The following is a 14,052-nucleotide window of genomic DNA, read 5'->3' as shown; positions in this document are numbered from 1 at the left end:
GAACTACGTCATCCATCCTGGACCGATCCCAGAAACCCTACGAGACCAGACAATCAACCTCGAACCGACCAGCTAATTCATCGTCAGGCCCTAAGGGCCCGCGTTGATTGGCTCGGGCGTTGATGCAGCCACTTCGACCATATCGGCGGCACCGGCGGTGGTGTAACCCACGGTGGCAGAGGCGATCGTGCTTTGCGTGGGGGCTGTGGCGGTGAAGACGTGCGTCCACTCGACAGAGTCGAGCGTGTCGGTGCCGTCCGGGCGGGCCAGAGTGGCTCGGAACTGATGACTACCGGTCGCCTTGTAAGACAGGAATCCCACACATCCCGTGTGGTCAGGCTCCGGGCTGCCGGTCGTTCGCCAGGTCCGCTCGCCTGCAGGGCTGCAAGTGACAACGACGGAGTTCGCGGTGACGTCGATGACCTTGACGATGTGGGCTTGGTCGTGGCGTCCCATGGTCTGTACACCGACGGTTCCCGGCGTTGCGACCCCCGGATTCTGCGGGCTGAGCAGGGATTCCACCAACCAAGAGATCTTGATCTGCCCGATCTGGCCGGCGGCGTCGGTCGCGGTGATGATGGCCTCCGCCCATCGCCCGCTGCCGTACTGGTTGGGTTCGACCGGCGCATGGGTGCCCGAAATGGCGCCGGTGTTCGCGTCGATCGTGAGGCCGGTGGGCAGGTCGGTGGCGGTCCAGAGGTATGGGGCGGCGCCGGCCTTCGCGGTGGGCTGCAGCAGGATGTGATCGCCTTCGACGTCGATGCGTGAGTCGCCGTCCGGCACGGTTACTTCGACGGGGTCGACCACCCTCCAGCGAAGAGTCTTGAGGACGCTTCGGGTGCCGTCAGTGAGGAACACCGTGATGGTGTTGCTTTCCTCGACGTTGCGAGGGGTACCCGAGATCAGACCGGTCGCGGTGTCCAGCTCGAGTCCTGCAGGCAGCGGAACTCTCCAGCTCTCCCAGGAGTACAGCGCCCACTTGTAGCTGCCCTGGCCTCCGCTGGCAGCCAGCTGCAGAGAAACCGGCTGGCCACGCTTCCAGGTGACATCCTCCGGTACTTCGCACACCAGCTCCTGCAAGACGGACCAGGTCGCAGTGCCGGTGGCGGAGCTGCTCGCGCTGTCGGTCATGGTGATCTGCGTCGAGAAGGAACCAAGGGTGGTTGGCGTGCCGGAGACCAGCCCGGTGGCCGCGTCGATGGACAGCCCGGAGGGAAGCCCGGTAGCGGACCACTTGTAACCGCCGGTGCCGGTACCGGATCCCATCCACGACGCCATCTGCTGCGAGATGGGGGTGTTGAGAGCGCTGGTGAGCACGGGCGGAAGGTTCAGCGCGACGGGAGTACCGATCTTCCACGTGAACGCCACCGTGCCGGCGGGAACCTTGTCAGCATCAGTAGCCGTCACCGTCGGTACCCACGTGCCAGCCTCGGTCGGCTTTCCGGAGATCACCCCGCTGGCGGGGTTGATCGATAGACCCGTAGGTAGATCGGTCGCGGACCACGTGTACGGTCCGGTGCCGCCGGTGCCGGTCATCGCGCGCGACACGACGGTGTCAACCGTCGAGGCCTGTTGCGCCGGCTCGGCAATCGTGAACCGGGCCGCGTTACCGCGGACCTCAATCTCGTCGATCATGCTCCAGGCGGTGCCACCGTCGACGCTCACCTTCACGTAGCGGGCGGCCTTGCCCACGTTGATGGCCCGGTAGGTCTTGACCTGATCGGCGGACGAGACCGCCGGCCGCGCGATCGCGGCCATCGGCGTGTAGGTGCGCCCGTCGGCCGAGGTTGCATACGTGACCGTGTTAGGCAGCTGCACGGCGCCGGACTGGATCTGCAGCCAGCTGCTGTTGAGCTCGGCTACCGGCCGGACGCTGCCCAGGTCCACGACGAACGCGTAGGAGCCGGCCTTGTTGCGGCCTTGCCAGGCCGTGCTGTCCTGGGCCTGGCCGTGTACTCCGTCGGTCAGTGCGGTGCCGCTGTCCGAGTGATCGGCGGCCGCGCTGACGGTGCTGGTGTAAAGGCAGCCCGGCGCGCCGGCGGCCTTGTCACACCGTGCGTAGTCGTAGGCGGTGGCCGGCAATGCGCTGGTCGCTGCGGTTGCAGCGGAACTGCGTGCGCCTTCCAGGTTGTTCCCGGCAGTGGCGCTGACCTGGTAGCGGTAGCTGGTGGAACCCTCGAGCTGGCGGTCGGCGAACCGTACCCCGTTGACCGGCGCGCTCGGCGGCGCGGTGGCAACCAGGTCACCGTCACGGTAGATCTTGTAACCGGACGCGCCGCGTACGTCCTGCCACGACAGGTTCACCGTTTGCGCGTCGGCCGCGGTGGCGGTCACCCCAGCCGGTACGCCAGTGGTGTTCCAGGTGATGCTGGCGCGGGCAGTGCGCCCGACGCTGTCGGTGACCGTGACGGTGCTGGCCACCGTGCCGGCCGTGGTAGCAGCGCCAGACACAACGCCCTGGCCCGCGTCCAGTGTCAGCCCGTCAGGAAGCTGGTCGACCATCCACGTGTAGGGCGCGGCGCCTCCCCCGGCCTGCAGGGCAAGCGTGGTAGCAGCCCCGATGGTGAGGCTCTGCGGGCCGGGATCGCCGACCGTGACCGGCACCGTCACCACCCAATCGACCGGGACGCTGGCGGTACGGCCGGCCGCGTCGGTCACCGTCACGGTTGCCGTGACCGAGCTAGCGGTTACCGGCGTGCCGGTGATCACTCCCGTAGCAGCGTCCAGGGTCAGCCAACCGGGTAGTCCGGTGGCGGCCCAGCGGTACGGGGCGCTGCCGCCGGCCGCGGTGAGGCTGAGCGTCGTCGGCGTGCCCACGGTGGCCTGCTGGGCGGCGGGCCTATTCGCTGTCAACGGCGGAGCGACCACCCAGGTGAATGTCTTGGCTCCGGTGCGGCCGTTGGCGTCGCGGACGGAGACCGCCACCGACGAGGTACCCGCCGTGGTGGGGGTGCCAGAGATGACGCCGTCGCTGCTCATGATCAGGTTTGCGGGAAGCCCGGTGGCCGACCATGTGAAGGGAGCTGTTCCGTCGCTTGTGGTCAGGGTGCTGGAGACGGCGACGCCGGTGGTGCTGTTCTGCCCGCCCATGGCTGAGCCGATGATCGTGAGAGGGTTCGCCAGCAGCTTGATGGCGAAGTGCGCCGTTTGCTCGGACCAGTTACCGGCGTCGTCCTTTGCACGCAGGTGGAAGTACCAGGTTCCTGCCTGGCTGCCGGGGATGACAATCCGGGTCGGCGGGTCCGGGCTCTTCGTCGTCTGCGCGCCGGTCGGTGTGGTGCCCTGGCTCTGGTCGAGCGCGTACGCCCATTCGGCGATGCCGGACTGTTTCGGGCCTTCGACAGGAGCCTTCCAGGTCAGCAAGACTTCGCGGCTGGGGTAGCTGACCGTCGGGTCGGGGTGCGTCGACGATGTGATGTCAGTCGCGGGCCCGGGCTTGGTGCCGTCGAACAGAATCTGGAACTTGTACTCGGTGCGGTTGCCGGCGTTGTCGATCGCGGCGGCGTGAACCCAGTTCACGCCGTCCTGGAGCAGCGCCGGTGTGACCGTGATCGTGGGGGCCGCAACTTGGTGCGTGATGGTGCCCGGCGCTTTGTTGCTTTCCGACTGGTCGGTGGAGATGGCCCAGCCCTTGATGCCGCTACCGGCTCCGTTGGCGGTGTCGTCGTTGGCGGTCAGTGTGACGGTGCTGGTGGTGGACGAGGACCACGTCGTCGATGAGTAGAACTCGGAGGAGCCGGTGACGTTGGGTGGGCTCAGATCGACCATGAATTCGCAGGCGGCCGGCGGGTCTGTCTGCGGGGTGTAGACGTCGTCGTCGCCGTCTTTGTAGTAGCCGCGGACCGACCAGCTGTAGACCTTTCCGTCTTGCAGATCCGCGGCAGGGATGGTCGTGGTGTGCGTGGTGCCGGACGGTGCGAGAGCGGTGCGCGCGCCGTTGACGCGGACGTTGTTGAGCTTCCATTCGAAGTCAGCGGATGCTTTGGTGGCCGGCTCCACGTCTGCGTCCTCGTCCGAGATGACGGCGCGCAGCTGGATGGGTGTCTGCGTGGTGCTGATCGCGGGCCGCCCGTTTCCGGTGGTGCAGGTGGTCCCCGGCGAGGTCGATGCCGAGTCGACCTTGGGGTAGGAGTCGTAGGTGATGACCGTTTTCGGGGCCTTGGTGGTGTCGGAGTAGTTGTCCGAGTAGAACGCCTTGTAGCCGGCGGGATCCGACTCGTCGGTGGCTCGCACACCCATCTGAGCGGCGAAGATGTTCTTCTCGGCGGCGTTCTGGAAGAATGCCTTGCTGTTGATCGACACGGTTCCGGGGGCGCCCGCGGGGGCGCAGTCGCTGGGGCCGGCTTTGGTCTGCTGGGAGCCGCCGTCGGCCTTGACCCAGGTCGGCTGGTTGGCCCAGCGGGTTGCGCTGTTGACGGCGCCGGTCAGGGTCCAGACCTGCCAGCCGACCAGATTGCACGAGCTCGACTTGTAGTTGTAGAGCGTGGTGGTGGCCACCTTGATGCGCTTGGCGCGCAGCCGGGCGGTGTCCCAGGTGATCAGTGATCGCGAGACGCCGCTCGAGGTGTAGCCGATGGCAAGCGCGGTCGAGGTGCTCTGGTCGGTGGTCAGGCCGTCGCGGATCCACGTGTCGAAATAGGGGCTGGTCAACGTGACCGCGGGGTCGATCGTCACCGGGTAGGTGGTGTGCGGATCGTTGAGGAACGTCGTGTCGGGCTTCAGCGCCAGGTCGACCCCGGCGCCGTCGATCGCGTCGGCTCCTTGCGCGGAGTCCGTCGCCGTCCGTTCGCTGGCCCGGGTGGCGATGCGGCGGATGTTGGCCGGCTGACCGGTCAGGGGGTCGACCTTGGCGTCCCACATCAGCGGGGTCGGTGACGCGGCGACGACCTTGTCCGCGTCGTCGAGCAGGGTGAGGGTGCCGTCCTTGGCGAGCCGATGCTCGGCGACCGCCTGCCCGGCGATCGGCACGGTGAGGTTCTCGACGCTGTCCGCGGCGTCGCGGTTCCTGACGACGTAGAAGCTTTCCACGCCACGCGGGGTGGCTTCCACCACCAGGTCGACACCCGGCTTCACGTCGGCGTACGTCGCCCGTGAACCGGCCAGCGCCGGCTCGGGCAGGTCACCCTGCCAGCCCATCGCCACCTGGGCGCCGTCAGCGCCCAGCGTGGCGAGTTCCGTCAGCCCGCCTGCCGCGTTGTGGCCAGCGATACGCAGGCTCCCGGGGTGCGCGTTGGGCGCGATCGACCCGTCCGGCTGCTCCGAAAGCGTGAGATCGAGCGGCACCCAGCCCCCGTCGCGGCGAACCCGCACAGGAGCAGTGCTGATCTCCTCCTGCAACTCGCCCGTAGGCAACGCCCAGGTCTGAGTCGTCTCGGTGGTCGCGCCAGAGATCAACACCCGGATGTCGCAGCGGCGCGCCATCGCGCCGGCCGCCGCCTCGTCGCCCTGCTCGACGACGCACGGAACCGGCGCATCCGCGGCCACCGCCGACGCCGGAGCAACCAGCAGGCCCGCTCCTGCCACCGTCGCAGACAGCACCGCCGCCCAGACAGCACGAGAACGGCCGGCCTTGTTCACATCCGCAACACGAAACACGCACGTCTCCCCGAGAGATTCCGCACCCGTCATCTGTCCGGATTCCGCGCCCAGATGAGCGGCACAGGAGTCCGAGGTGTAGGAATCGGCAGCTCCCGGCGGCGTACGAGCCTTTCGCAACCGGTCACAGCCGGGATGGGTGCCCAGGGGCGTACGAGGAAGGTCCGTGTTTCTGCCTCTGTCCCTGGTGTTCGCCCCCCAGGGAACAGCCGAGCCCTCTCGATGAAGGTCATTGGCGTTACCGATATATGGCTTCGGCCGTGAGAACGAGAACGGGTCCCGAATGCGCGGCTCCCTCGGGACTTCAAGTACGACCTTGCTTGTAGGGCGGCCAGCTCACTGGCCGGGCCTTGCCCTATACCAAGAACGCCGCAGAGCCTGGGGCCCCAGGCCCTGCGGCGCCCGATCTTGAGATGATCGAACATGTGTGCGACTACTCGGGTTTCCGTGGGCGGTGAGCGACTCGGAGGGATGCAGACTGACGCCCGAGCGTGATGTGCTGGGGAGGTGGACGGTCATGAGATGAGCGATGTCGTTGTTGCCCTTAGACACTCGTTATGGTGTCCCAAAGGTCAGCCAACCACGGGCCTCAGATTAGACGTATCCCCAGATCACTTCGCGTTCCCTGTATGGGAAAGACAGGCAATGTCGAATCCCACCAGACTCGGAATCTCCGAGCACCTTGCAGAGGACCTGCGCGCATGGGGCGACTGGTGGGACCGACACGCCGTTTATGGAGGTGGCGAGCCTGCCGACAAGGCAGAACGAAAGAGCTGGTATGGATCCGGGCGTGCCCTCGCCGAGCGGCTGGCCCAGGAAACCGGAGCCGAAGTTGTCTTCTGGTGGGCATCAAATCCGGCCAGCCACGACCCCACCTGCGAGACCTGCCGAACCGACCGTCAATAGAAGCACAAATCAAGCGGGACAATCGGCAACCGGTGAACCAGCTATGGCATCTCTCCGAGCGCAGCCGGTCATTGAGCTTCATCCTGCGCAGGCCCGGATGCTCGTCATGGTCCGACACGCGGCGGATCGGACGATTCCGACTGCGCGTACCGCGGGCCTCGCTGGCGAGGCGATCGCTCAAGCCCACGCCCGGTACGTCTCGGCTGCCTATGGTGGGCGCTGATGATGTTGGCCCGTTCATGGCCGCCGGCCGCTTTGTGACTGCTCTGGATGGACAAGTACTTAGGCGGCCTCACCGTCACCGTGAGCGCCTTCGTGATCTGGCTGGAGCGAAGGGCTTGAAGGAACCAGCGGCCGAGCCAAGGGGCGTCCAGCACGCCTCACGGCAGGATTTCAGAGCTGGTCTCGGCCACGGCGAGGAGTCGTTGCGCGGTTCGTGGCGCTACGCCCAGCCGGTGGGCCAGCTCGACGCCGAGGCCGCGCCGATCTCGACCGGCCGCCTGCGCCTCGGCCAGCAATACGGCGGCGACGCGTACGCAACCGACTACGCCGCCATCGGGACATCCGCAAGCGCAGCGGCCAGCTGATGGCCGGTCCGGAGCCAACACAAAGATCGACTACTGGGTAGTTCTTCCAGACTCCTGGTGCCGTCCGGATCTAGCCGAAAGTAGTGGGCTCGCGATGAGCCGTGGCTGAAGTTCGCGCTGCGCGCTGTAGCCCATGAGAACGCCGTGGAGCGTCGCTGGCCCTCAGGCGATCCCATAAATCGCCTGGCCGTGCCCGCGGACCCAGGCCAGCGGCTTGCCGTCCAAGGCGAGCACGTTGAGGGCTGAGTCGTCGGGCGGGGCGGGCAGTTCGCCGAGGTCGACGACGTCGGGAGCCTCTATCGAGATCCAGTGACCGGGTAGGCGGCGGAGTGTTTCGACGAAGGTGGCCCGTTCGGCCTGTGCGACCAGGTACAGCACAGAGGTGTGGTAGACGACCGGAGTGGCGCCCAGCGGAGCCTTCGCGACCAGGTCAGGGACGGCGTCGAGACCGCCGCGCATCAGCTGTGGCGGATCGGCGGCGGCGATGGCAATCGCGGTGCGGAGGCGGTCTCGGCGTTGCTGCTGCTCGGGCCAGATGAGGGCTTCGAGCCAAGCGACGGCGTCCGGGTCGGTGATGTCGAGGGGGTTGAGGTCGACGCCGGCCCGGCCGACGATGGTGGGAAGCGCCCTCGGAAGTTCGATGTCGACCGCGGCGCAGTCCAGCGTGACCGCGGACTCGCCGATCGTGGTCGGCCCGTAACGATACGCGTACTTGTCGGGGAAGAGCGACAGGCCGGCCGAGCAGCCGACGTCGATCAAGGCCAGCGGCTGAGGCAGGGCCGACAGGACGGGCAGCAGGGCGGCACAACGGCCGACCTCATTGGTCTGGGTAACCCGTGTCTTGATCTCGCCGGCGACGACGGGCCAGCGATCGAGGACGAAGGCCCGGAACTCGGCGTACGGCTCTAGGGGGCCGTCGAGCAGCCGTATCACCCCGAAGAGCAGGTTGGGTTGTTGCTTGGTCGGCGGGAGGGTGGCGAGCCTTCCGAGCAGCTCGTCGTCGTCGGCGATGGCCGACGAGAGTCGTTCGTAGATCGACGAGTTGCCACGAGCCTCGCGCGAACCGAATTCAACGTATCGATCTGCAATCGCCACTGGGCCATAGTCCCATCCGGCTGCGGCGCGATAGACAGCGATCGTTGTCACACTCGCCAGACGGGCGCTGAGCTGCGACGTAGCCTCCGACTGCGGCTGGTGACGGAGAGATCCTCGGCACGTTCCAGACCCACGCTGACGATGGCGTGGTGTGGCGCGTCGAGGTCGTGCGACGGGGCCGTATGGATTGGTACCGGATCAACAGGGACGGCGCGGTCGTCGACGACTGGTTGTCCATCAGCACGCTCGAACGCAAGCTCGCCGAGGATTACGGGGTTGCCATGGGCGATATGGAGCCCGTCGACCCGGACAAGGCGGCCTAGGCGCGCCGCAGCTACGGCTACGTACGGTGTTGCCCGAGGGGAACCTCAGGGTGCTTGCGCAGGTGAACGGCTCCTAATATGGCAGCGTGTCAGAAGAAGATCCCTCTTCGTCGGGCGCCGGTCGGCGGCCCGGCGATGTCCTTGCTCCCGCTCGGTGCTCGTTCCTTCGCGTAGACCCGCGCGGCTACCCGATCATCGCGGTCATCCCGCAAAGTCCGGGCAAGGAGGACTACGGCACGCTGTCGGAGGCGCGCAAGTTGGTCCTCGCCACCTACGACCTGTGCGCCGTCTGCGCGCTTCCATTCCGTGACGAACTTCGCTGGCAGGTCGGGTTCGACGACCAACTGCAGCGCATGGAGACAACGTCAGGAGTCTTCGAAGAAGAGGTGGCGGACCTGGAGACAACGCCACGATTCAGTGAGGCCCCGGTGCACGAGGTGTGTGCTCTGTACGCGGCACAGGTATGCCCGTACGTTTCTTCACCCCACGCTCGGCTCGGCGACGAGGTGCGCAAGGGCCGTCGGCGGCCCAAGACGCTCATCCTAGCCGGGTTCGACCGCACCGCCGGGGTGTACGGCCACGCCAGCGAGATGCAGTCTGGCGCGGGCATCCTCATGTTCGAGATGGCTGGACTGCGGCGAACGCATCGACTGACCAGCGAGCGTGAAGCCAACGAGGCGTACACGGCCGCGCTGCGCGACGAGGTTCCGATCGTGCTCGACGACGCAGAGCGCCGACTCGTCGAAATCCTGTCCACGCCGACACCGGAGGACGAGGACTCAGGCACACTCATGGCCGGCGGAGCGTGGATCGTCGGGGCGGCGTTCTGCCCGCAGGTCCGTCAGGTTGATGCGCTGGCTCGGCGGTTCGCGAAGTCCGACGACTCCCCCTGGATGAAAATGGCCGCAACGTTCGCGGCAAGGCCCGAGGACATGGCAGACATGACCACGTTCACGGACACGTCGATCGCCGCCGCCACGACCTGGTTCGCTACCCGAGAGACGGTGCCTGCTCTACTGCAGCAATGGCGTGCCGACGGCCGCCGCCAAGTCCGCATGGTTGGCGCACCTGCGCCACGCGGGTCCGGGGGCACGGCCCAGGGGATTCCGGACGAGACAGCGATCCGACGGCGCCAGGAAGGAGAGAAAGCCCGTCGCCGCGACACCGAGAAGGCTCGCCGGAAGCAGGCACGCCGGAGGAAGCGATGAACGCCGTACCGGCCTCGACCGGCGGCGCACGCCGGCAACCTCGCTGATCCAGTGGGAACCACCGACTTAGTGAGACAAGATTCCGCTCGAACCGGATAAATCGGATGGCAACTGTCAATTTGATCGGGACTCTTCACCGACTTCAGATGGAGACCGGGCCGAGCTTAGCTGATTGTGTGACGGGTATTCGAGGCACACAGATAGGTGCACAGATATGGCCGTTCTAGATGACCACATCAGGATGTGCAGGGCTGGTGAGCTGCGGATGTGCGAGTTTCTCGCACCTAACGCTGCGAGTTGCTCGCTCTTGACGGATCGCGGACGGCCGATATCTTGCGAAGCAAGGCGAATCCGGAAGTGCCTCTCCCTGTGAAGGGATCAGTGGCTCTCATCGGAAGGATTCGCGCGTCATGTCTCAGGTAAACCCCTCTGTCAGCCCTTCCCCTCGGTCGGGAGGCACGCCGTGGTGGGTGTGGCTGGTAATCGCGGCGCTTGCCTCGGCGTTGATCGGGACGGGCAGCACTATCCTCTCGTATGCGGGTGGTGAGGCTATCGTCCCCGCGATCAAGTCCGGCGGTGCGGCGTTCATGGCGACGATGGCGTTGTCCATCGGGATTATCGGCATCTTCCACAGCAGGCGGCGCTGACCGCGGCCTGCGGTGGTAGCTAAGTCGCCGAGGCGGGGCCGGCCGAGGGTTGGCGGCCTGCCTCTGCGAGGCGGCCAGGACGGACGCCGCTCGATCGCCGTACACCGGCTCCCGCAATCTCCAGTTCGCACGAGATTCCGTCAATACGCCCGCAAGGATTCTGAAAACTCGCCAACTTCACAGGACGGGACAACAGTCTGCAGCTCATTGAGCCTTCCGAGTAACGGTCTGAGCACGTCAGGTTACTGTCGCGGTTGTCGAGTGTGGACACGCCCGAACCTGTTGCGGTGAAACGAAAAGACGCAGAACCCCGGTATGAAGTGGTCCTCTCACAGATCAACTTCAGTAGGGGTCCTGCGTCAGCTATGAGTGTCACATACAGCGCCACCCTGCCCGTACGCGAGGAGACCGTGTTGTTCCTGTCCGGGCTGTTGCACGCCGAACGGCAACGACTCGGAACCAGAGCTGGACGAAGATCACTGGGCTGCTTCAAACAGGCGATCCTGGTACTGCGGTGGCTGCTCGACGGGACCCGGATCACCCAGCTCGCCGTCGACAACCAGGTCAGCCGGTCGACCGGGTACGCCTACCTGCACGAAGGCATCGCCGTGCTCGCCGCCCACGCGCCGAGTCTGCATTCGGTGCTGCCGGCGGCGAAGATGGCCGGCTACGCCCATGTCAACATCGACGGCACCCTGATCGAGACCGACCGCTGCCGCACCCCCGGACCAACCCCGGGGGTGGACCTGTGGTGGTCGGGAAAACACGACAACCACGGCGGCAACGTGCAGGTCATCACCGCCCCGGACGGCTGGCCGCTCTGGACCTCACCGGTGCGTCCCGGCCGCGAACACGACACCACCGCGCTGCGCGAACACGGCGAGATCCTTTCCCTATTCACCACATGGACCGACGACGACCTGCGGGTGCTCGGCGACCTGGGCTACGAAGGCGAGCAGACCACGATCACCGTGGCGTTCAAGAAGCCGAAGAACGCCGCCTGTACCGACGTGCAGCAGCAGTTCAACCGCGCCCACAACGCCGTCCGCGCAATCGGCGAACGCGGCAACTCGCTACTCAAAACCACGTTCAAAGCTCTGCGTAACGTCAGCCTCTGCCCCTGGAGCATCGGCCGGATCACCGCAGCAGCCCTCGTGATCCTGCACATCGAACACGACCGCACCACATGATCACCCAACGCCACCCACCGTTACTCGGAAAGGCTCAGTGCTCTGCCGATGACCGCGGCCGCCGAGGCTTCCGCACCCGCACCGCAGATGGACCCGCCGACCCACCCGTGCAACGCCGCGCACGACGGCGACATCATCCAGGACGAGTTCGGCCGGTGGGAGTGCCGCTGGTCCAACGGTGCGTGGCGGTGGATCTCGCTGGACCTGCCCGGCTGCCCCCTGACCACCGACGGGATCAAGGTTCGCGTCGCAGCGTGCCCCTAGCCCTGCGCAACCGCGCCTGGTAGAGAACCGTCATGGCCGACTTCCCACCAGCGTTCGACAAGAACAAGCACTCCTTCGAAGGCGCCCAGCGCGTTTGGATAGCGAAGGAGAAATGGACTTCCCAGATGGTGCGGGCCATCAGCGCTGTACTCCCGCCGGGGGTGACGATCTCGTTCAACTATGAAGGAGATCAGGCGTGGTTCGAAGCCAGCCGGCCCGCTGACACCCGCGAGGTGTACCAGGCGGCTCTGGAGAAGCTCGGAGCCTGACGTCGACCGAGCCGCACCTGGCGAACGCGAAAAGCTCCGCACCGCTGGTAGCGGTGCGGAGCTCTTCCGAATGTTGGTCCCCAAGCGCCGTGTCAGGCCCCGGAAGACTGGTCGACGTCGGGCAGCTGCGCCAGGACCTCGGGCGGGGCGGGCTCGACCGGCAGCGCCGCGGTGGCGACGTGACCGCGATCGGGTGAGCACTTGCCCAGCGCCCGTTCTCGGCGGTCAGCACCGCGAAGTGAGGGTCGAAGTGGCGAGCCGATGGCCGATGGCGGATTCGGCGACGAGCAGGCCATGCGCATCATGATGCTCGTGGCCCGGCTCGGCCGGAGGGTCAGCGAGATCCGCATGCTCGACCGTGACCCGCTGCTTGCCCTCGACCGGCGCACCGCCACGGATGAGGACGACGACGGCGCGTTCGTCGCGAAGCTGCGCTACCAGCAGACGAAGATCGAGCAGGGGCCGGCCCTTGAGGACCAACGGCAGTGGATCCGGCGCTAGACGACATGTCTGCGTGACGGCCCGCTACGAGACCACCCCACATCGGCTGGTGACCTGTCGTACCGGCATTCGGCTACTGCGGAGCCGGTGGGAGCCCGGCGAGGTGCTCGGTCGACGGCCACCGCACTCCAGGCGTTGAGGCGTCTAATCCCTTCGGGGGAACTTGCCACAGGGTTGGTCGCGACAAATTAACCTCCCCGCCGGAGAACGTCGCGCCGCCGAAGTCGACCGTGCCGCCGGAGAACGCCGCCCAGAGGAAGAAGACCGGGCGGCAGGTCGAGGACGTGCTGGCGGATCGCGGCGGCGCGGCCGGTGGTGGTCGGGACGCCGAGTTCGTGGATCAGCGGCGACAGGGTGCGTGGCTGAAGTGGTTGGCCGGCGCGGCGGCCCGGGAACAGCCAGCGCGAGTCGTGGTTGGTGGCGGTGCGCATATTGGTGCGCTGGCCGAGATACTCGAGCAGAAGGACGGCGACCGGCTCGGGCACCGGGGACGGTGGGTCGCCGAGCCGCAGCAGGATCTGATCGCCGTCGCGGACGACGTCATCAATGGTGAGCCGGGTGATCCGGCTGACCGGCTGGGCATAGAGCAGCAGGATCACCGCCGCGGCCCGGGTGCGCAGCGGGACGGCCTCATCGGTGAGGAGCCGGCCGAGCAGCGCAGTGCGGTCGCGTTCGGGCAGCGGCGTGCCGGGGTCAGCGTGCTGGCCCGGCTGGTATCGAGCGTGCGGGAGGAAGCCGCCCAGCGTGCTTACTGGAGCTTGGCGCAGGCCGCGGCCGGCGCGGACGTCGAGTTGCCGCTGCGGCTGCGGGACCTCCTACTGGAGGTGCCGGCGGCAAGAAGAGACCCCAGAGCAAGATCATTCTCAGCGCTAACCGCTGTACCGCTCTTCCTCAACCCCGAAGGTGGCACCGTCCGGTGCATGTGGCGCCGGACTGGCGCCGTCCGGGCGAGAGTGGCACCCGTTGTTGAGCGACAGGTTGATGTCGCGTTGGGCGAACTCCGCGGGTACGGATGCCTTGAACGGCGTCCTCGGCGTGCGGAGCGGCGGCGATACCGTACGCCACCACGTAGTCCTTGCCCTCGATTGTGGGGATCTTCCACTGCGTGGTGTCTACGGACCCGACCAGATCGGCGCGCGTGGACACGCCGCGGCCGCCGCGGTGGGCATCGGCGTCGACTGCTTCGCGGCCTGGGCCTCGATGAGCGACACGAGGTAGCGCTCGCGGGCCCGCGCCGGCGCGCGGACCGGCCGGATCCGCACGTGGGCGGCCGCGTCGGGCGGGGTGTACACCGCGCCGAGCTCGTCGAGCTGCCAGTGCGCTCGCCCGGCGATCGCGGCGGGCAGCTCGGCATCGTCGATCACGGCCCGACCGCCTCCCAGTAGTTTCCGGCCCAGAAACAACAGCAGCGCTCGTCACGAGTGGTGCTGAAGGTGTCGGTCAGCTACCCGTTGCCTGACATCGCGA

General features: G+C 66.9%; 12 protein-coding genes. 7 read left to right on the top strand and 5 right to left on the bottom strand.

Annotated elements, in window-relative coordinates:
• Positions 1–90: 90 nt before the first annotated feature.
• Positions 91–5,595 carry a putative Ig domain-containing protein gene (locus AB0O15_RS47540; protein ID WP_364334711.1) on the bottom strand — a complete coding sequence of 1,835 codons (5,505 nt, stop codon included), beginning with the start codon at positions 5,593–5,595 and terminating at the stop codon, positions 91–93.
• 1,361 nt (positions 5,596–6,956) lie between these two features.
• On the opposite strand from AB0O15_RS47540, the gene AB0O15_RS47535 reads away from it, so the two are divergent.
• Positions 6,957–7,088 (top strand): hypothetical protein, encoded by a 132-nt coding sequence (locus AB0O15_RS47535; RefSeq protein ID WP_364334714.1) that lies wholly within the window; start codon positions 6,957–6,959, stop codon positions 7,086–7,088.
• 162 nt (positions 7,089–7,250) lie between these two features.
• Here the strand turns inward: AB0O15_RS47535 and AB0O15_RS47530 are convergent, their stop codons facing one another.
• Positions 7,251–8,183: a DUF2332 domain-containing protein gene (locus AB0O15_RS47530; protein ID WP_364334708.1), complete on the bottom strand. Its 933-nt coding sequence runs from the start codon at positions 8,181–8,183 to the stop codon at positions 7,251–7,253.
• A gap of 149 nt (positions 8,184–8,332) precedes the next feature.
• Between AB0O15_RS47530 and AB0O15_RS47525 the strand changes: the two genes are divergently transcribed.
• Positions 8,333–8,506 (top strand): hypothetical protein, encoded by a 174-nt coding sequence (locus tag AB0O15_RS47525; RefSeq protein WP_364334706.1) that lies wholly within the window; start codon positions 8,333–8,335, stop codon positions 8,504–8,506.
• 86 nt (positions 8,507–8,592) lie between these two features.
• Complete coding sequence (locus tag AB0O15_RS47520) at positions 8,593–9,714, top strand: hypothetical protein (protein ID WP_364334703.1); 1,122 nt, start codon at positions 8,593–8,595, stop codon at positions 9,712–9,714.
• A gap of 415 nt (positions 9,715–10,129) precedes the next feature.
• Here the strand turns inward: AB0O15_RS47520 and AB0O15_RS47515 are convergent, their stop codons facing one another.
• Complete coding sequence (locus tag AB0O15_RS47515) at positions 10,130–10,324, bottom strand: hypothetical protein (protein WP_364334701.1); 195 nt, start codon at positions 10,322–10,324, stop codon at positions 10,130–10,132.
• A gap of 402 nt (positions 10,325–10,726) precedes the next feature.
• On the opposite strand from AB0O15_RS47515, the gene AB0O15_RS47510 reads away from it, so the two are divergent.
• The 4 genes from AB0O15_RS47510 (at position 10,727) to AB0O15_RS47495 (ending at position 12,585) form a co-directional block, all read left to right on the top strand.
• Entirely contained in the window at positions 10,727–11,551 is an 825-nt protein-coding gene (locus AB0O15_RS47510) for a transposase family protein (RefSeq protein WP_364334698.1), read from the top strand.
• Positions 11,552–11,599: 48 nt separating this feature from the next.
• On the top strand, positions 11,600–11,815 hold the full coding sequence (locus tag AB0O15_RS47505) for a hypothetical protein (protein ID WP_364334695.1): 216 nt from the start codon (positions 11,600–11,602) through the stop codon (positions 11,813–11,815).
• Positions 11,816–11,847: 32 nt separating this feature from the next.
• Positions 11,848–12,084 (top strand): hypothetical protein, encoded by a 237-nt coding sequence (locus tag AB0O15_RS47500; RefSeq protein WP_364334692.1) that lies wholly within the window; start codon positions 11,848–11,850, stop codon positions 12,082–12,084.
• 261 nt (positions 12,085–12,345) lie between these two features.
• Positions 12,346–12,585, top strand: a complete 240-nt coding sequence (locus AB0O15_RS47495; protein WP_364334689.1) for a hypothetical protein — start codon at positions 12,346–12,348, stop codon at positions 12,583–12,585.
• Positions 12,586–12,773: 188 nt separating this feature from the next.
• Here AB0O15_RS47495 and AB0O15_RS47490 read toward each other — a convergent pair whose 3' ends face one another.
• Both AB0O15_RS47490 and AB0O15_RS47485 read right to left on the bottom strand, forming a co-directional pair.
• Positions 12,774–13,184: a hypothetical protein gene (locus AB0O15_RS47490; RefSeq protein ID WP_364334686.1), complete on the bottom strand. Its 411-nt coding sequence runs from the start codon at positions 13,182–13,184 to the stop codon at positions 12,774–12,776.
• Positions 13,185–13,697: 513 nt separating this feature from the next.
• The gene (locus tag AB0O15_RS47485; RefSeq protein WP_364334684.1) at positions 13,698–13,949 is read right to left on the bottom strand and encodes a hypothetical protein; all 252 of its coding nucleotides are present in this window, start codon (positions 13,947–13,949) and stop codon (positions 13,698–13,700) included.
• Between the last annotated feature and the right edge of the window lie 103 nt (positions 13,950–14,052).

Source organism: Actinoplanes sp. NPDC089786, assembly GCF_040684855.1.
Taxonomy (GTDB): Bacteria; Actinomycetota; Actinomycetes; order Mycobacteriales; family Micromonosporaceae; genus Actinoplanes.
This window is presented reverse-complemented; position numbering and strand designations above follow the sequence as displayed.

What these genes read in the sequence shown, in the direction of transcription:
- AB0O15_RS47515 (WP_364334701.1), bottom strand. Translation starts at nt 10,324, where the DNA reads ATGGACAACGCCATCGTCGCCATGAACGCCGCACCGCCGGACTTGATC.
- AB0O15_RS47510 (WP_364334698.1), top strand. Translation starts at nt 10,727, where the DNA reads ATGAGTGTCACATACAGCGCCACCCTGCCCGTACGCGAGGAGACCGTG.
- AB0O15_RS47505 (WP_364334695.1), top strand. Translation starts at nt 11,600, where the DNA reads ATGACCGCGGCCGCCGAGGCTTCCGCACCCGCACCGCAGATGGACCCG.
- AB0O15_RS47500 (WP_364334692.1), top strand. Translation starts at nt 11,848, where the DNA reads ATGGCCGACTTCCCACCAGCGTTCGACAAGAACAAGCACTCCTTCGAA.
- AB0O15_RS47495 (WP_364334689.1), top strand. Translation starts at nt 12,346, where the DNA reads ATGGCCGATGGCGGATTCGGCGACGAGCAGGCCATGCGCATCATGATG.